This is a genomic window from Limosilactobacillus kribbianus (assembly GCF_026413145.1).
Classification (GTDB): Bacteria; Bacillota; Bacilli; order Lactobacillales; family Lactobacillaceae; genus Limosilactobacillus; species Limosilactobacillus kribbianus.
This window is the reverse complement of record NZ_JAOVYZ010000001.1, coordinates 41,486-58,573: the sequence shown is the minus strand read 5'-3', so window position 1 is coordinate 58,573 and position 17,088 is coordinate 41,486. Positions and strand designations below refer to the sequence as shown.

Sequence of the window (17,088 nt, the reverse complement as noted above, 5' to 3'; positions counted from 1 at the left end):
TCAACTCAAAAGGGTATCCGTTTGCTCGACGGATACCCTTTTTCAATATTATTTAAAACAGTTTCCCTACGCCATAGTGGATGGCAACGGTAATCAAGGCGATGATGATATTACGCATCACCGCCACCTTTACCAGACCGTTCCCCAGCTTTGAACTGATAAACCCGGTCAGAGCGCTGGTGAGAACGACAGCGAGAATCACCGCGTACCATTTCAGGGCATCTGGTGCAAAGGTCATCGCCATCAGTGGGAAGAGTCCACCGGCGGCCGCACTGAAAAGAGACGACCAGGCCGCGTCCCAGGGGCTCAGGAAGTGGCCAAGTTCAATGTCATACTTGATCCGGACCATTGTCTGCAGTGACTTTTTGTTTAGCAAATCCTTGGCAATCGCCATAGAGGTTTCCGGCGTGACCCCCTTATTGACATAGTACTGCTGGACCGCCGCTAGCTCACCGGCAAAGTCGGTCTTGAGCAGGCGTTCTTCTTTGGCCACGGCGGATTCTTCGGTGTCCCGCTGAGTAGAAACCGACGCATACTCCCCGCAGGCCATCGAAAAGGCACAGGCGAGCAGGTCGGATAGGCCGGCGATAAAAATCGTAAAGCGGTTGGAGGTCGCCGCCGCCACGGAAACCAGAACCCCAACGACGGTCAAAATCCCGTCGTTAGATCCCAACACCCCGGCACGAAGAGTATTCAGTTTTTCCTCCATCGTTTGCTTTTGGCGTTTAATTTTTGCCATTTACCTGCACCCCCTTAGCGCGCAAAGAGCTGACCGATCAAGTAGGTCACGCCCATCGTTAGCAAACCGGCCGTGGCGTTACGCAGCATTGACTTGACCCGGTCAGCCTTGCTCAAGATCGCCGCGCAGTAACCGGTAATTAGCAGGGCCACCAGAACTGCCGCCATCGTAGCGATGATTCGGATATTGCCCGGGGCCATCGTTACCGCCAGCATTGGCAGGATTGAGCCGGTTGGAAAGGAGATGAAGGAAGCAATGGCCGCCGCGTACGGACTCGTAAAGTCCCGCGGGTTAAAACCGTAGCGCTCCTGAACAGCGGTCCCCAAAGCATCCTTGTCCATCAATTCCTTGGTTGCTTGGTAGGCGAGCTCGGGAGCAATGTCCTGAGCTTCGTATTTCTTCTGCACGTAGTTAAATTCCTGCTGGTACTGGTCTTCTAACCGCTGCCGTTCACTGATCAGCGCCATCTTCTGGGAGTCCTTCTGGGTCGAGACGGAGACGTATTCGCCCATGCACATTGAAATGGTTCCGGCCAGGCTGCCAGACAGGCCAGAAATCAGGATTGAGTATGGATTACTAGTCGCGGCCGCGACCCCAATGACGATCCCAGCGACGGAAATAATCCCGTCATTGGCTCCCATGACGCTGGCCCGCAGCACATTGACTTTTTGTGCCAATGACATTTTCTTCCTTTGCATTCTCGCACCCTCTTTGACTAATTTAGAATCATTATAACATAAGAATACAAATAAGCAACGCTATTACCACTCTCAATCATATGTATTTAGAAATATTCCAAATTAAATTTTAAAAAGCGATCGCCGGATTGGCAATCGCTTTCATTGGCTTTAAGACAATTCTATTCGTAGCGCTGAACTGCGGTCGTCCGAATGACGAAGACCGAAGTCCCAGCGTGGCGGGTCATATAGGAAGCCTGGGAACCAACCGCCTTGCGGTCGCCCGACTTCCCAATCGAGCCGACAATCAGCAGATCAGGCTGGAAGGCCGGAATGACGTGGTTACAAATTCGTTCCGCCGGGCGCTCACCCTGATCAACGATGGCGGTAATCTTCTTTGGTTCGACCCCGTAATCGATGGCCGCCTGCACGTATTCATTTACCCGCTTGCGCAGCTCGTCTTCGCTGCTGTGGACATAATCCTTATCGAGAATTTGGTATACGCTCACATGACCCGTTTCTAAAATGGACACAATGCCCAGTTCAGAACCATCACGCTTGGCCTTATCAACCGCGTAGGAAAATGCTGCCCGGGCGTCCGGCGCATCATCAACCCCAACGAGGATTCGCTTGAACTTCTTTGGTTTAATTTCGAACATTAGTCTACCCCTCTCTATGTTCTCATTTAACGATGAAGGCTTTTCCCGCTCGTCTTCGTTAAACTCACCTTTAATGTTACTACTAATCTGCTGTTTGTAAATAATTAATTTTGGTCGTCCTAAAACAAAAGTATGATCAACAGTACTTTTGATACGATAGCAAAAAGGCGTTAGGTCCTCCCAACGCCGCGCTTTAATAATGAATCATAAAGCCAAAGTGCTGATGCTCACCCGTCAAACGGGCTACGTGGCGTTCCATGAACTGCCGTCGCTTGCCGAACATCATCCAGGCTGTTACTCCGCCAAAGATTGCTAACTCAATTAAGACGCTAACCCAGTCCTGCCAGGTTGTCGTTCCCCGCATCAGGTCGCTGCCGGTGACAACAAAGCTGGTCCAGTCAAGCAGGCCGTGCATCAGCATCGCCAGCCACAGTTGGCCAGTGTAGACGTAGACTACAGCGAAGAAAAGCCCCAGTGCAAAAGCGGAGATCGCCTGTAAGATCGTCATGTCCCAGTGCTGCAAAGTAGCGTTGGTCAGATGCAGCAAGCCAAAGAGGGCCGAGCTAGTTACAATTGCAAGCGGGAGACGCTGCTTGATGTTGCGCCAGGCATAGAAGAGAATCCCCAGCATGGCAAAACGAAAAAGGGTCTCCTCAAGGACCGCTGCTTCGAAGGCCGACATGGTCAGGTCGAGGCTGGCATGACGCAGATCCGGCATTTCTCCAACATTAAGGAACGTAAACAGAAGATCCAATGCCACCAGTCCTAGAAAAATCCACCAATTGAAGTCACTGCTCCACTGGGGACGCAGGCCGGGCCAGGAAAGCTTCCATGCTCGCATCGCCGTCATTATCAAAATGAAGTAGGCAACCGAACCCACGGCGCCGGTCGACAGGCCCATCAAGAGGTATCGATTATCGATCAGATTCGTCGGCAGGGCCATTAGAGGCAAAAAGGCCACCAAAACTGTCCAGCAGGCAAAGATGAACCGTTCTACGCTTAGGGTCAGCTGACTGCCGATCACATTGGCAAAGGGAGCGAACATCACAAAGTAGTAAACAATCATCAGCGTTACCACACCCCGTGATGGCAAGTGTAGCAGCACAATTATTTCCCGGGTAATAACGTCCCAGGCCATAATTAAGATTAAGGGCTGTAAGAATACCTGAAGCCAGGCATTCAGGCGGTTGACAATGGCCGGTAACCGATCCGCAAATACCTCGACCGCTAATCCGATGGCGAGCACTGCTACCATTATCAACAGCAAAGCCGCGATCCGGCGACGATCAAATTCGTAGTTCCGAATCATCATCATCGCTAAAATTAATAGGGTGGTACCGATCTGTACCCGGTACCAGATTCTTAGGTAATCACTTCCAGACATCTGGAATTCCTTCCTCTCTTTTTTGATTCACGATCTGTTAACTTTGATCATACCAGAAAATTTACTTAATTTTAATCGAAAACGAAAAAAGAGACCTGCGAAAATCTTCTTTTCCGCAAATCTCTTTTGTCTCGACTGGCTAATCGTTAGCCACGGCTTGTTTTTCATGCTCTTGCTTATTGGAATGAGAACGCCGGTGGTGCTGGTGATTGTTGCCCTTGCCCTGTTGATGAGCCTTGGCATTCTTGGCACTGTGTTCTCGGTGTTCATTCTTATTATTGTTATTGCGGTGATTGGAACGGCGGTAATGATGGTTCTCTGCCCGGTTATCACCATTTAAGATCGTGATCATTGGAATAATGACTGGCTTGCGGCCCGTCCGATCAAAGAGCAGCTTTTGCAGCCGACTGACAATCGTCCGGTTCAATGCCCGTTGATCGACATGCTTGTGGTTCTTGAAGGTATTGAGGATTGCCCAGAAAACCTCATGGTTGGCGGCCTTGATTAGTTCCTGGGATTCGTGCATGTAGACGAAGCCCCGGGAAACGATATCTGGTCCAGCCACGATCTGATAATCCTTCAGATCGACCACGGCAATGGCAGTTACGACCCCTTCCTCGGACAGTAGGCGCCGTTCACGAATTTCGGGGTTACCGACCGTGTCGCCGGCATCTCGACCATCGATGTAAACGTCACTAACGCTGTCAATGTGATCGGCCAGGCGACAGGAATCCTTGGTCAGGGCTAAGACATCCCCGTTCTCCAGGATATAACAGTTATCCTTCGGCACTCCAGTCAGCTGAGCCAGCTTGGTATGAATCTTCTGCATCCGGTATTCACCGTGGACCGGCGCGAAGAACTTCGGCTTCATCAGGCGCAGCATAAATTCCTGGTCGACCTGGCCACCGTGCCCAGAGGTGTGGATGTTGTTGACGTAACCGTGGACAACGGAGGCACCGTCCTCTTCCAGCTTGTTAATTAGGGCGTTGACGCTGGTGGTGTTCCCCGGAATCGGGTTGGAAGAGAAGACCACCGTGTCGCCTGGCTGGATGGAAATCTGCCGGTGGGTACCGTTGGCGATCCGGCTCAGAGCCGCCATCGGTTCACCCTGGGACCCGGTACACATGATCAGAACTTTCTCTGGTGGATAGTTGTTAATTTCATTTTGGTCGATCAGCGAGTCCTTCGGGATGTTCAAGTAACCGAGCTCCTGCCCAGCCGCAATGGCGTTTTCCATGCTCCGACCAAAGACCGCAATCTTCCGGCCCTGGGCAATCGCCGCATCGGAGGCTTCCCGCAACCGGTAAACGTTGGAGGCGAAGGATGCGAAGATAATCCGTCCCTTGATCCGTTCGAAGATCCGCCGAATGTGGACGTCAACCCACCGCTCGGACTTGGTGAACTGTGGTCGTTCGGCGTTGGTCGAATCGGAGGCCAGCAAAAGGACCCCATCATCCCCCAACTTAGCCATCTGCTGGAGGTTCGGGCCCGGCAAGTGACCAACCGGTGTCAGGTCAAACTTGAAGTCCCCGGTGTAAACAACCGTCCCCTGTGGCGTGTGAACGGCTACCCCAATTGTGTCGGGAATCGAGTGGGTCGTCCGGAAAAAGCTGACCCAGAGCTTCTTGAAGTGCACCTCATCGAATTCATCGATCTCGTGCAGTTCGGCGTTGCGCAGCAGGTGCTTTTCATCCAGCTTGCCCTTGATCAAGGACATTGCAAACGGGGTCGCGTAGATCGGCACGTTGATCTTTTGCAGGAGGAATGGCAGCCCCCCAATGTGGTCTTCGTGACCGTGGGTAATGAAAATTCCCTTGATCTTGTCCTTATTTTCAACCAGATAGTCATAGTTCTGAATGACATAATCAACCCCGAGCAACTCGTCTTCGGGGAAGAGAACTCCACAGTCAATGATGACAATTTCGTCTTGGAACTGGACACAGTACATGTTCTTACCAATTTCGCCAAGGCCACCCATGGCGTAAAAGGCAACTTCGTTATTCTTAATCTTTAACTTTGCCATAATACCTTTCTTTCCTTTTAAATTTTTAATCTTCGCGTCAAGAACGGAAAAATAAGTAGGCCAAAAGAACCGCTTTGTTGATAGAACAAGGGCGGTGAAAATATTCAATTGGCAATCAAGTTGGGTTATTTTTTATCCGTACGTAAAACTAGATTTATTTTACCACAACTAGATAATAGAGGATAGTGATTAAGCAAAAGGACGACATCCCCTTAAAAGATGTCGTCCTTTTGCTAGTTCAGTTCAATTTTAGTCTTCGCTTGGCAATTTGGCTTCCTGATTTTCCCAAGATTGTTCCCAGTCCTTAACCGGTTCGCCATCTTCCTGGTAGTAAACCGTCGTGAGCTGGTTCAAAATCTTTTCGTATAAGGACTTAGAAAGCCGGTAACTCTCGGCTGCCAAGTCACTGTGGCCCATAAAGTTATTCAGGTTCAGAATGCTATTAATCGTCCCCATGATGCCATTGTCAACCTTAGAGCTGAGAATCTCCAAGCTGTCTTTTTCATACTGGTCAATGTAGTAATCAATGAAGGACTTCAAAGCCGTCTCTTTCGCATCGGCATTGAGGTCTGCATAGTGCAATCCCTGTTCACTCACAAGTGTCGTCCCTTTCATATCAGTATTGTCAATTCCACCATACCACAAAATAAGCTTTATGGAGTGGAAAAGATCACTTATTGCCGACGGGGACGAAGATGGATACTTGTTTGACCATCTTTAATTAGGGCGCACACCTCTTGGGTCGGGTCATCATCTAATGGACCGAGATCCACCTCACCGCTACTTGAATCGACCTGTTGAATATTTTCAATCCGGTCGGCGAGAAACTGACGAAAAATCTTCATCGTCAGTCGGTGCTGCTGTTCATGCTCAACCGCCTTGGCCAGCGTGTAGCCCTGGTCCAGGAAGTATTTAATCGTGATGACCCGGCAGACCGTCACCAGGCCGAAGCGGTGGTTGGCATTCTCGGCGTCCTGGTCGGAATGAATGTAGCCCTTGCGCTCCCAGTAGCGGATCTGGCGTGGCGACACCCCGGTCTCCTTAGCCAGCTCTGTCATGCTGATGCGGAGGTTGCTGTTGACAAACAGCCGGCGAAATCGCTGGGTTAGTGATTCCATTGTCACACCTCGTTTCCTAATTTAATTCGGTTTAACTATAGCTAATTCCAAATAGTTTTGTCAAATAATTTGACAATGATGTCAAATTATCTTACTATCGTAAGCACGACTAAAAATTAGGAAAAGAGGTCTTCTTCGTGAACAACGCTGCACAAAGCGTCGATATCAATAATCAACCTTATAACCGTTCACTGATGGTCCTGGTCCTCTTGATCGGGGCCTTCTGTACGGTCCTCAACCAGACCATCCTGTCGACGGCTTTCCCCACCTTAATGAAAACTTTCGACATCAGCACCTCAACCGTGCAGTGGCTGACCACTGGCTTCATGATGGTTAACGGGATCATGATCCCCATCAGTGCCTACCTGAGCAGCCGCTTCAACACCAAGGTGCTCTTCATTGCGGCCATGACCACCTTCGAAATCGGCACCATCATGGCCTGGGTGGCCCCGAGCTTTGGGGTGCTCCTGGCTGCCCGGCTGATCCAGGCCGTCGGGGTCGGGATCAACATGCCCCTGATGCAGAACATCATGCTGACGATCTACCCGCCGGAGAAGCGGGGTGCCGCTATGGGAATTAACGGCCTGGTCATCGGGTTGGCCCCGGCGATCGGCCCGACCCTGTCCGGATGGGTGATCGACAACTACAGCTGGCGCTGGCTGTTCGGGATGATCGCCCCAATCGCCGCCCTGGTCATCATCGCCAGTTTCTTCTTAGTCAAGAACGTCATTCCAAACCGGCGACCACACCTGGACGCTCTGTCCGTCATTCTTTCAACCGCCGGCTTCGGCAGCATGCTTTACGGCTTCTCCAGCGTCGGTGACAAGGGTTGGACCAGTCCACTAGTCATCTGGACCATTGTCATTGGGGCCGTGCTCGTCGTCTTCCTGGTGCTGCGCCAGAACAAGTTGGACGAGCCTTTCCTGGAATTCAAGGTCTTTGAAAGTGCCGAATACACCCTGGCGACCATCCTGAGTTCAATCGTCATGATGGCGATGGTCGGCGCCGAGATGATTATTCCACTCTACCTGCAGATCATCCACGGCATGTCAGCCTTCCACTCCGGACTGACCCTGCTCTTCGGGGCCCTGTTCATGGGGGTCATGAGCCCGATTACCGGACGGCTCTTTGACCGCCACGGGGCCAAGCGCCTGGCAGTGACTGGGATGTTTATCCTGACCGTCGGGACTCTGCCCTTTGCCTTTCTGACCCGCGACACGCCGACGATCTACATCGTCTTTCTCTACGCCATCCGGATGTTTGGGATCTCCATGGTCATGATGCCGGTGACGACCTCCGGGATGAACTCCCTGCCGTTTAACCTGATCGCCCACGGGACCGCCGTCAACAACACTACCCGGCAGGTGGCGACCTCCGTCGGGACCGCGATCATGATCTCCGTTTTGACCAACGTAACCAACAACCACAAGCCGGCCCACGCTCTCTTGGCCCAGGCACCGCTTCAGTACAAGTCCAAGATGTTTGACGCCACGCTGACCGGTTACCACGCCGCCTTCTGGTTTGCGATCTTCTTTGCTGCCTTAGGACTGCTCCTGTCCTTCTTCGTTACCAGCGGGACCGGAATTCATCCCCGGATCGATAGTGAGGACATCGTTGGTTTAAAGGATGGAAAGGAGGAGAAATAATGGTCATTATCATCATGTTTGCGGCCGCCGTTGCCTTCTTTCTCAGCGTCATGCTGGTTAAGAACAAGGGATTAAGCGCCATCTTAGCCCTCATCTTCGGGGTTCTTTTCGTCGGTTCCACGGCCCTGATGACCCTCAACTACAGCCACCACTTTGGTATGCACCAGGTTACCACGACCACCACTAAGCGAATCTACCCGGTAACTTCAACCATGCCGCTGGCTCTTTACCAGCCGGTGGGTACGAGTGGTGAGGACAACGTCTACATCTATAAGACGTCAGCCCAGCAGAAGAAGCCGGTCCACACTCAAGCCAACGAATACACCCACAGCAAAATCAAATGGGCAGATCGGTCGACGCCACGCCTAGTTACCAAGGAGACGCGCTGGCGCTACAAGAATAACTTCTACCAGGTGCTTTATGCCGGCGCGGGGATGGACAAGACTCTGGTCAAGCGAACCAACACACTTGAATATCCCCGGACCTATGTCAAGCTGACCGTCAAGCAGGCGGCCAAGCTTCAGGCCGTGGCCAAATCACCACAGGCTGCGCAAATGCAGGCTAGTGCCCAGCAAACAGGCAAAACCTACGTCAGCGCCAAGGTTCAACAGGCAATGGCCAAGAACCCACACATGAGTGCCAAGCAGATCCAACAAACTGCCCAGACGGCTCAGCAAGAGTTTCAAGCCAAAATGGTTCGCCAAATGTTAAAACAATTAAATTAAACTAGATTCAAAAAGGATGCGACCGGGCAAAAGCTCAGTCACATCCTTTTTGAATTCTAATAATAAGATAACGTGGAAAATAACCGTGGGGCTAGTGTCTAGCTACGGACGAAAGCCGACGCCTTCAGCGCCGACTCCCGTCCTAGTAGCCTCTCGCCCCACTTGATGGTTATTTCCCACTCACTTTTGTCATCAATTCCTCAAATGCTGCCGGGAGCGGGGCTGTGAAGGTCAACTGCCGGAGCGTGAACGGATCCTTGAAGGACAGCTTGGCCGCGTGAAGCAGCTGGTGGTCCGCCGCCGTCGCCGGACCGCCGTAGAGAGCATCCCCGATCAAGGGATGGCCTAAATATGCGAAGTGGACCCGAATCTGGTGGGTCCGACCGGTGTGCAGCTGGATCCGGACCAGTGTCCAGTCATTCCCCCGCTGCTTGACCCAGTACTCAGTCAAGGCCCGCTGCCCGTCTTCAGCGACTACCCGCTGGACTTGGTCGGGGCGGCGGGCGATCGGCTGGTCAATCAAGCCGTGGTCGTCGGTCAAGCGGCCCGCAACCAATGCCGTGTACTCTTTAAGCATCCGGTGCTGCTGGACCTGCTGACTGATCATGCTAGAGGCAACGTGGTGCTTGGCCACCAACAGCAGTCCGCTGGTGTCGCGGTCCAGCCGGGTAATCAAATGGGGCTGCAGGTCTTCTGCGCCCTGAGCTGTCAGGTAGCCCTTGACTCGGTTCAGGATGGTGTCGTTGGGCGTGCTGGGACCCGGGATGGAGCTGATCCCAACCGGTTTGTCGACCACCAGCCAGTTTTTGTCTTCGTAGACCACCTTTAAGGGCTGGTCACTGACGGCGACAGTCGGGTCGGCCGGTTCCGGCTGGACCTGAATCGTCAGCGGTTGGTTGGGCAACACCTTGGTCGTCGGCCGCACCGGGCGATGGTCCACCAGGAAGGTCCCCTGCCCCTTCTTAATCTCGTTAAAGAGCCGGTGCCCCATCCCCAGCTCCTGCAGGTATTTCTTAATCTTAATCGGTTCGCTTCCCCGATAAATCCACGTATTTTCCATTTTCCCTCCACTATTTTTGGTACAAAAAAAGCTGAGTACAATGACTCAACTTTGACAGTTTATACGGTCCGTACGAGACTCGAACTCGTGATCTCATCCGTGACAGGGATGCGTCCTAAACCAACTAGACCAACGGACCATTTGACAACATCTAAGAGTATACGTGATATTAACCCGGGCGTCAACTACTATTTTTACCAATTCGCCTGACGCCTTTCCGCCGAACATTTATAATGAAGATAGCTGTTACTTACGAGGAGGAAAACACTATTATGAAATCATTTGGGATGCACCTGGCGACCTGGTGGGAGAAATACTCCCGGATCGTCAAACTGCTCTTTGTCACGTCGGTGCTGGTCTTTGTCATCCACGCCCTTGGTGCCTTCTTTCGGACCGTCAATTGGCACCAGGTCGGCCTGGGTCTCACCAGCCTTTCTGTCGGCAAGATCATTCTCCTGCTGGTGGCCGGTTGCATTGCCGTCATCCCAATGCTGGGCTATGACTTTGCCATCACCCGCTTATTACCCGGGAAATTTTCCCGTTCCTACATTATTCGCTGTGGCTGGATCACCAACACCCTGACCAACATCGCCGGTTTTGGCGGCCTGCTCGGCTCTACGCTGCGGGCTTACTTCTACCGGCAAAATGCCACCAAGAAGCAGATTCTTCTGGCGATTTCCAAGATTGCCATCTTCCTGCTCTCCGGCCTGTCCGTCCTCTGCTGGCTGGCCCTGATCGTGATGTTTGGCTTCCACGACGGCGGCCATTTCCGTCAGTACGCCATCTGGCTGGTCGGCGGCGGGCTCTACTTCCCCCTGGTCTTCTACTTCACCATCGTCCACAACAGCAAGCTGTTCGCCGACATCACCCCCAAGCTTGAGGGCTTCATCGTCACCAGTTCAACCTTTGAGTGGCTGCTGGTCGCCCTTTTCTTTCTTCTGGTCGGCTGGTGTTTAGGCATTCGAGGCAACTTGCTCAGCGTCCTGCCGCTCTACGTGGTTGCCCAGGTGCTGGGGATTCTCTCCATGCTCCCAGGGGCCCTGGGTTCCTTTGACCTGATGATGATGATGGAACTAGCAATGCTGGGCGTCCCGCGGGCCACGATCGTGATCTGGCTGTTATTGTTCCGGCTTTTCTACTATATCGTCCCGCTGTTCGTCGCGGCCGGCATGTTTATCCACAACCTGGCCCACCAGATGAACGAATTCTTTGACGGCCTGCCGCTGATGATGTCTCGCAAGGCCGCCCATTTCCTGATCACCGCCTTCATGTACATCTCCGGGATTTTGATGCTGTTAACCGCCTCCGTTCCCGACCTGACGGCACAAAACAAGCTGATCCAGCACCTCTACCCCTACACCTTCTTCTTTCTTCATCAGATGACGACGATCCTCTTCGCCGTCGCCATGCTGGCCTGCGCGCGGGGGCTCCAGTCCAAGGTGAAAAAAGCCTACTGGCCGACCCTAATCCTTTTGCTGATCGGGATTGGCAATACGATCTGGAACCTCGGGACATGGAGTTTGACGATCTACCTGAGCATCGTCTTACTTTTCGTCTTGATGTCGCGGCACGTCCTCTACCGAGAAAAGCTCCAGTACTCGGTCGGCAAGTTCATCGTCGACGGGGTAATCTTCGCTGGCAGCTTTATTCTCTACATCCTCGTCGGCGTGATCAACGACCCGCATTACACTGCCAGACACCACGTCCCGGACTTTCTCTTCTTCCCCGGTGAAAAAATTTGGCTGTCCGGGATGGTCGGCCTCCTGCTCGGCCTGGCCCTAATGTTTATTATCCTGAAATACTTCACCACCGGTTGGGATCCCTTCTATTCTGTCCACAGCTTTGCAGCCGACCGGGTTCGCCAGGTGATTGACAAGTACGGCGGCTCCACCACCAGCCACCTGGCATTCTTGCGTGACAAATCGATCTATTATTACCAGGTCGACGGCGAGGATCAGCTCTTCTTCATGTACCGGCGCAAGTACGATCGGCTCGTCATCATGGGCGATCCCGTCGGCAATCCCGCGGTCTGGCGACCCGCCATCCGCCAGTTTATTCGTGAAGCCGATTGCTACGGTTACCAGTTGGTCTTCTACGAGGTTTCCGATACCGTCACCCTCTTGCTCCACGAGTTCGGCTTTGACTTCATCAAGACCGGTGAGAGCGGCATGGTCACCCTGGCCGACTTCACCCTGGCCGGGAAAAAGCAACGGTCACAGCGGGCCCTGATGCATAAGTTCGACCGGGAAGGCTACACCTTCAACGTCATCCAGCCGCCCTTTAGTGACAAACAAATGGCTGAGTTGAAGGCAGTCTCCGACAGTTGGCTGGGCGAGGAGGTCGAAAAAGGCTTTTCGCTGGGCTTCTTTGATCCCTACTACATTAACCAGGCGCCGGTGGGCACCGTTCGGGACAAGGACGGCAAGCTGGTTGCCTTTGCCACCTTTATGCCAACCGGGGGCAAGAAGATCCTGACCATCGATCTGATGCGCCACAGTAAGGACGCCCCGTCCGGCATCATGGACAAGATCTTCATCAGTATGTACCAGTACGGTCAGGAAAACGGCTATACCTATTTCGACCTTGGGATGGCCCCGCTCTCCAACGTCGGCGAGTACCAATTCAGCTTTATCAAAGAAAAGATCGCCCACTTCATCTACGAGTATGGCTACCACCTCTACGGCTTCCAAGGCTTGCGCCACTACAAAGATAAGTACGCCTCCTTCTGGGAATCGCGCTACATCGCCTACCGCAAGAAGAATTCCCTGGTCGGCAACATGTTGATCCTGGTCAGCGTCGTCAACCAGCGGATCGACCAACAGAACCGTCACCTCTTCTTCTTTTGGCTGAATCATAATTAAATCCCGGAATGTTTGCATTGCTCTTTTGCGAAGCCTACAATAGAATACGAAAACGCTTACTTTGTATTTTATTTATAGGAAGGCGAATATATTATGGCAACTGTTTATCTTTCTGCAAAATTACCAGCAATTGCAACCAAGATCCTCGACCAGGCCAAGCTGGACTACGAGGTCTTCGATGGTGAGGGCCTGATTACCAAGGACGAGCTGCTCAAGCACGTTGGTGACTGCCAGGTCCTGATCACGCCGCTGTCCACTCAGGTTGACCGTGACGTCATTGATGCTGCCCCCCAACTGAAGCTGATCGCAAACTTCGGGGCCGGTTTCAACAACATCGACGCCAAGTACGCCCGTTCCAAGGGCATCGACGTCACCAACACGCCGTTTGTTTCCTCAACCGCGACGGCCGAGGTTGCCTGCGGGCTGATGATCGCCCTGATGCGGCGGATCGTTGAGGGTGACCACCGGATGCGGACCATCGGTTTTGACGGCTGGGCCCCGCTCTTCTTCCTGGGGCACGAACTGGCCGGCAAGACCCTCGGGATCGTTGGCCTGGGCAGCATCGGGAGTGCCGTTGCCAAGCGGATGCACGCCTTTAACATGAAGATCATCTACACGCAGCGTCACCAGGCCGACCCGGCCACCGAAGCGGCTTGCTCCGCCGAGTACGTCAGCTTGGACGAGCTGCTCAAGCGCGCCGACGTCGTGACCCTCCACTGCCCACTGACCGACGAAACCCACCACATGATCGACGCCGACCAGCTGAAGTTGATGAAGAGCAGTGCTGTTCTGATCAATTGCGCCCGGGGACCGGTCATCAGTGAAGCCGCCGTCCTTGACGCCCTAAACAAGGGTGAAATCGCCGGGGCTGCTCTCGACGTTTACGAGGCCGAGCCAGAGGTGGACGACGCCTTCAAGAAGCTTGACAATGTCATCCTGACGCCACACATCGGGAACGCCTCCGTGGAAGCACGGGACGTCATGGGAAAGATCGTTGCCAACAATGCCGTGGCCGCACTGCAGGGTGACCTGGTTAAGTACGTTGTCAACAAGTAATCCCCTAATCTAAGCAGACAAAAAAGAGGAGCAATTCCAGCTGGAGTTGCTCCTCTTTTTGTGTCTGCTTAAGTTTACTTTTGTGCCAGCAGGTAGTCGTAAAGCATCTCGTGCTTGATCTGCTTGGTGTCGTAGCCGAGGACTTCGGCAATCTGGAAGGCAAAGGCCAGGGCCGTGGCCGGACCGCGGCTGGTAATCACCTTGCCCGCTTCGTCGACCACGGTGATGTCCTCCTTGAAATGAGCATCCTTGGCACTGGCATCAATCTCCTCGTTGATGCCCGGGAAGCAGGTGTAGTCACGACCGTCCAGCAGGCCATACTTGGCCAGGGCGATCGGAGCCGCACACATGGCGGCGTCCCACTTGCCCTGCCGATTGCGTTCCCGCATTAAGTCGGCCAGCTGGGCGTTGTCACGCAGCTTTTGGGCACCGCCACGGCCACCTGGAAAGGCCACGACATCATAGTCGAGCAACGAATCATCCATCACCGTGTCACAGGTCAATTCGATCCCGTGTGCACCTGGTACCTTGAGTCCTTCTAGACCAACCATGGTGGCGTCAATGCCCATCCGACGCAAAACGTCGATGATCGACAGGCCCTCAACTTCCTCACAACCTGGTGCAAATACAACTGCAACTTTTGCCATTTAAATCACCCCATCTTAAGAATTAACAACTTTTTTAACCTGCTGCATCGCCTTTTCGGCCTCGGGAACCGGATAGAGCGGGTAGATGTGGAACATCCCCCGCCCGATCGTGAAGTGGACCGGAATCCCCGCCGTCTTAAGTTTTTCCACCAGCCGGGCAGCATCAGGATACATAATTTCCTTGGTTCCCGCAAAGACGTAGACGTCGCGCAGCTGGTCAACGTTCCCGAAAAGCGGGCTGAGCCGGTAGTCCCGGTGGTCAACGTCGCCCGCCCAGATGTCCGCGATCCGCCGCAAGCCCATCCGACTAAGGGTCACGTCGTCTTTTTCGTAGCGATCAATCACCGGATTCTGCAGGTCCAGGTCGAGCCAGGGCGAAATCAAAATCAAATGACCCGGCTGCGGCAGTCCCCGTTGGCCAAGGTATTCACTAAAGCCCAGCGCCAGTCCCGCACCGGCCGAATCACCCATCAGGGTAATGTCGCTGGCCGGAACCCGCTGGTAGAGGTTGCCATACAGCTGAGCAATCTCCTGGTAGGCGGCGCGGAAATTGTTCTGCGGGGCCAGCGAGTAAATCGGCACGTAGACCCGGGCACCGGTCTGCTGGGCCAGGGCATTCAAGTACTGCCAGTGGGTCTTGTCGGGCGCCTGGATGTAGGCCCCACCCGTCAGGTAAACGATCACCGGCTGTTCCAGCCCCCGTTCGTTGAGTGCGTACACCGGGATCTGGTAATGCTTCAGTTGCCGAACTTTAACGTTGAAAGTCACCTGGGGTAGGACATAGGAAGCCGCATTCGCCTCCCGCGCCGTTTGGAGGAGCTGGTTGAACGCCGTCGAATCTGACAGGGCGTGCTTAAAACCGCTGAGTTGGATCCCCATCTCAATAAAGGTCGCCTTATTGGAGCGGTGGTCCCCACAGCGACGCAAATCGCGCAGACTACCTCCCAGGTTGTTCATTAACTTCGCAACGAGTCCATTTCCATGTCGTCTTATTAACTTCTCCATCAGATTTTGCCCCTTTACTTGGTTACCCTTATCGTAACACGCTTCCCGATACTATTTTGTTAAGATTTAGTTTAGAATAAAAGCGAAAGAAGGTCCGTCTATGCACCAAGAATCACTATTTGCTCAGGAAAATCCGCAAAACACCCCGCTGGCCAACCGGGTGCGGCCGACGACGATCGATGACTTTGTCGGCCAGCAGCACCTGCTGGGTCCCGGCAAGGTCCTGCGCGACATCATCGAACACGACCAGCTCTCCTCCTTGATCTTCTGGGGACCGCCGGGGACGGGCAAAACGACCCTGGCCCAGATCATCGCCCACCAGACCAAGGCCCACTTTATCACCTTCAGCGCCGTCACCTCCAGCATCAGAGACATTCGCAAGATCATGGAGGAGGCCGAGCAGAACCGGGAGTACGGCGAACGCACCGTCTGTTTCATCGACGAAATTCACCGTTTCAACAAGGCCCAGCAGGACGCCTTCCTCCCCTTCGTCGAGCGCGGCAGCATCACCCTGATCGGGGCGACGACCGAGAACCCGTCCTTTGAGATCAACGCCGCCCTGCTCAGCCGCTGCCGGGTCTTCGTCCTCCACTCGCTGACCGTTGAAGACATCGAGCAGGTCCTCAGGCGGGCACTTCACCATCCCAATGGTTTTCCCGGCCTCAAGGTCCACTGCGCTGATGACGAGCTCCACACCATCGCCCAGTTTGCCAACGGCGACGCCCGGATCGCCCTCAACACTCTGGAGATGGCGGTGCTCAATGGCCAACGCGAGGGTCAGGACGTGACCGTCACCACGGCCGACCTGAGCCAGCTGGTCAACACCAAGTCACTGCGTTATGACAAGCACGACGAGGAGCACTACAACATTATCTCCGCCCTCCACAAGTCAATGCGCAACAGCGACGTCGACGCCGCAATCTACTGGTGCTCGCGGATGCTGGACGGTGGCGAGGATCCGCTCTACATTGCCCGGCGCCTGGTGCGTTTTGCCAGTGAGGACGTTGGCCTGGCCGACACTAACGCGCTCCGGGTCGCCCTCAACACCTTCCAGGCCTGCCAGTTCCTGGGAATGCCCGAATGCGACGTCCACCTAACCGAGTGCGTGATCTATCTGGCACTAGCCCCTAAGTCCAACGCCGTCTACACGGCGCGGCAGGCGGCCAGAAAGGCGATCAAGAAAACCGGCAACCTACCCGTCCCACTGCAGATCCGCAACGCCCCAACCAAGTTAATGAAGGAGCTCCACTACGGTCAGGGCTACCAATACGCCCACGACACTAAGGACAAGCTGACGAGCATGACTACCATGCCGCCGGAACTCGCCGGTCAGCACTTCTACCAGCCCGGCAACCAGGGCTTTGAGCCCCGCTTCAAGAACCGGATGGCACAGATTGCCGAATGGCACCGCCGCCACCCGGGCGATGACGATCCTAAGGCAAAGAAATAGGCGGTGGGACAGAACTCGCTTGCGAGTTCGTCTTCCCA

The 17,088-nt window shown here is 53.9% G+C and carries 15 protein-coding genes and 1 tRNA gene; 5 read left to right on the top strand and 11 right to left on the bottom strand.

Going from position 1 to position 17,088, the window contains the following annotated elements:
* Positions 1-52: 52 nt before the first annotated feature.
* The 7 genes from OCT58_RS00265 to OCT58_RS00235 form a co-directional block, all read right to left on the bottom strand.
* A complete protein-coding gene (locus OCT58_RS00265) occupies positions 53-739 on the bottom strand; it encodes a VIT1/CCC1 transporter family protein (protein ID WP_267200817.1) in 687 nt (228 codons plus the stop codon).
* Positions 740-753: 14 nt separating this feature from the next.
* Complete coding sequence (locus OCT58_RS00260) at positions 754-1,437, bottom strand: VIT1/CCC1 transporter family protein (RefSeq protein WP_267200816.1); 684 nt, start codon at positions 1,435-1,437, stop codon at positions 754-756.
* 161 nt (positions 1,438-1,598) lie between these two features.
* Positions 1,599-2,075 (bottom strand): universal stress protein, encoded by a 477-nt coding sequence (locus tag OCT58_RS00255; RefSeq protein ID WP_267200815.1) that lies wholly within the window; start codon positions 2,073-2,075, stop codon positions 1,599-1,601.
* A 193-nt stretch (positions 2,076-2,268) separates the two neighbouring features.
* A complete protein-coding gene (locus OCT58_RS00250) occupies positions 2,269-3,459 on the bottom strand; it encodes a CPBP family intramembrane glutamic endopeptidase (protein ID WP_267200814.1) in 1,191 nt (396 codons plus the stop codon).
* A 139-nt stretch (positions 3,460-3,598) separates the two neighbouring features.
* On the bottom strand, positions 3,599-5,482 hold the full coding sequence (rnjA, locus tag OCT58_RS00245; protein WP_267200813.1) for a ribonuclease J1: 1,884 nt from the start codon (positions 5,480-5,482) through the stop codon (positions 3,599-3,601).
* A 249-nt stretch (positions 5,483-5,731) separates the two neighbouring features.
* Positions 5,732-6,079: a DUF3368 domain-containing protein gene (locus OCT58_RS00240; protein ID WP_267200812.1), complete on the bottom strand. Its 348-nt coding sequence runs from the start codon at positions 6,077-6,079 to the stop codon at positions 5,732-5,734.
* 77 nt (positions 6,080-6,156) lie between these two features.
* Positions 6,157-6,600, bottom strand: coding sequence for a MerR family transcriptional regulator (locus OCT58_RS00235; protein WP_267200811.1), 444 nt, complete (start codon positions 6,598-6,600; stop codon positions 6,157-6,159).
* A 194-nt stretch (positions 6,601-6,794) separates the two neighbouring features.
* Here OCT58_RS00235 and OCT58_RS00230 point away from each other — a divergent pair, with 194 nt between their 5' ends.
* Positions 6,795-8,246, top strand: a complete 1,452-nt coding sequence (locus OCT58_RS00230) for an MDR family MFS transporter (protein ID WP_305069040.1) — start codon at positions 6,795-6,797, stop codon at positions 8,244-8,246.
* Positions 8,246-8,971, top strand: coding sequence for a DUF4811 domain-containing protein (locus tag OCT58_RS00225; RefSeq protein ID WP_267200809.1), 726 nt, complete (start codon positions 8,246-8,248; stop codon positions 8,969-8,971). The genes OCT58_RS00230 and OCT58_RS00225 overlap by 1 nt, the downstream gene beginning before the upstream one ends.
* Before the next feature lie 169 nt (positions 8,972-9,140).
* Here the strand turns inward: OCT58_RS00225 and OCT58_RS00220 are convergent, their stop codons facing one another.
* Together OCT58_RS00220 and OCT58_RS00215 are read right to left on the bottom strand one after the other, a co-directional pair.
* Complete coding sequence (locus OCT58_RS00220) at positions 9,141-10,031, bottom strand: RluA family pseudouridine synthase (RefSeq protein WP_267200808.1); 891 nt, start codon at positions 10,029-10,031, stop codon at positions 9,141-9,143.
* 64 nt (positions 10,032-10,095) lie between these two features.
* Positions 10,096-10,170 (bottom strand) — tRNA-Asp (locus tag OCT58_RS00215).
* A 133-nt stretch (positions 10,171-10,303) separates the two neighbouring features.
* Between OCT58_RS00215 and mprF the strand changes: the two genes are divergently transcribed.
* Together mprF and OCT58_RS00205 are read left to right on the top strand one after the other, a co-directional pair.
* Complete coding sequence (gene mprF / locus OCT58_RS00210; protein ID WP_267200807.1) at positions 10,304-12,892, top strand: bifunctional lysylphosphatidylglycerol flippase/synthetase MprF; 2,589 nt, start codon at positions 10,304-10,306, stop codon at positions 12,890-12,892.
* Between the two features lie 93 nt (positions 12,893-12,985).
* On the top strand, positions 12,986-13,948 hold the full coding sequence (locus tag OCT58_RS00205) for a 2-hydroxyacid dehydrogenase family protein (RefSeq protein ID WP_267200806.1): 963 nt from the start codon (positions 12,986-12,988) through the stop codon (positions 13,946-13,948).
* Positions 13,949-14,022: 74 nt separating this feature from the next.
* Here the strand turns inward: OCT58_RS00205 and OCT58_RS00200 are convergent, their stop codons facing one another.
* Together OCT58_RS00200 and OCT58_RS00195 are read right to left on the bottom strand one after the other, a co-directional pair.
* On the bottom strand, positions 14,023-14,595 hold the full coding sequence (locus OCT58_RS00200) for a DJ-1 family glyoxalase III (protein ID WP_267200805.1): 573 nt from the start codon (positions 14,593-14,595) through the stop codon (positions 14,023-14,025).
* A 15-nt stretch (positions 14,596-14,610) separates the two neighbouring features.
* Positions 14,611-15,600 (bottom strand): alpha/beta hydrolase fold domain-containing protein, encoded by a 990-nt coding sequence (locus tag OCT58_RS00195; protein WP_267200804.1) that lies wholly within the window; start codon positions 15,598-15,600, stop codon positions 14,611-14,613.
* Between the two features lie 100 nt (positions 15,601-15,700).
* Here OCT58_RS00195 and OCT58_RS00190 point away from each other — a divergent pair, with 100 nt between their 5' ends.
* Positions 15,701-17,050: a replication-associated recombination protein A gene (locus tag OCT58_RS00190; protein ID WP_267200803.1), complete on the top strand. Its 1,350-nt coding sequence runs from the start codon at positions 15,701-15,703 to the stop codon at positions 17,048-17,050.
* Positions 17,051-17,088 lie beyond the last annotated feature (38 nt).

Coding starts and splice junctions, on each gene's coding strand:
- OCT58_RS00265 (WP_267200817.1), bottom strand. CDS start 739: ATGGCAAAAATTAAACGCCAAAAGCAAACGATGGAGGAAAAACTGAAT.
- OCT58_RS00260 (WP_267200816.1), bottom strand. CDS start 1,437: ATGCAAAGGAAGAAAATGTCATTGGCACAAAAAGTCAATGTGCTGCGG.
- OCT58_RS00255 (WP_267200815.1), bottom strand. CDS start 2,075: ATGTTCGAAATTAAACCAAAGAAGTTCAAGCGAATCCTCGTTGGGGTT.
- OCT58_RS00250 (WP_267200814.1), bottom strand. CDS start 3,459: ATGTCTGGAAGTGATTACCTAAGAATCTGGTACCGGGTACAGATCGGT.
- rnjA (WP_267200813.1), bottom strand. CDS start 5,482: ATGGCAAAGTTAAAGATTAAGAATAACGAAGTTGCCTTTTACGCCATG.
- OCT58_RS00235 (WP_267200811.1), bottom strand. CDS start 6,600: ATGGAATCACTAACCCAGCGATTTCGCCGGCTGTTTGTCAACAGCAAC.
- OCT58_RS00230 (WP_305069040.1), top strand. CDS start 6,795: ATGGTCCTGGTCCTCTTGATCGGGGCCTTCTGTACGGTCCTCAACCAG.
- OCT58_RS00225 (WP_267200809.1), top strand. CDS start 8,246: ATGGTCATTATCATCATGTTTGCGGCCGCCGTTGCCTTCTTTCTCAGC.
- OCT58_RS00220 (WP_267200808.1), bottom strand. CDS start 10,031: ATGGAAAATACGTGGATTTATCGGGGAAGCGAACCGATTAAGATTAAG.
- mprF (WP_267200807.1), top strand. CDS start 10,304: ATGAAATCATTTGGGATGCACCTGGCGACCTGGTGGGAGAAATACTCC.
- OCT58_RS00205 (WP_267200806.1), top strand. CDS start 12,986: ATGGCAACTGTTTATCTTTCTGCAAAATTACCAGCAATTGCAACCAAG.
- OCT58_RS00200 (WP_267200805.1), bottom strand. CDS start 14,595: ATGGCAAAAGTTGCAGTTGTATTTGCACCAGGTTGTGAGGAAGTTGAG.
- OCT58_RS00195 (WP_267200804.1), bottom strand. CDS start 15,600: ATGGAGAAGTTAATAAGACGACATGGAAATGGACTCGTTGCGAAGTTA.
- OCT58_RS00190 (WP_267200803.1), top strand. CDS start 15,701: ATGCACCAAGAATCACTATTTGCTCAGGAAAATCCGCAAAACACCCCG.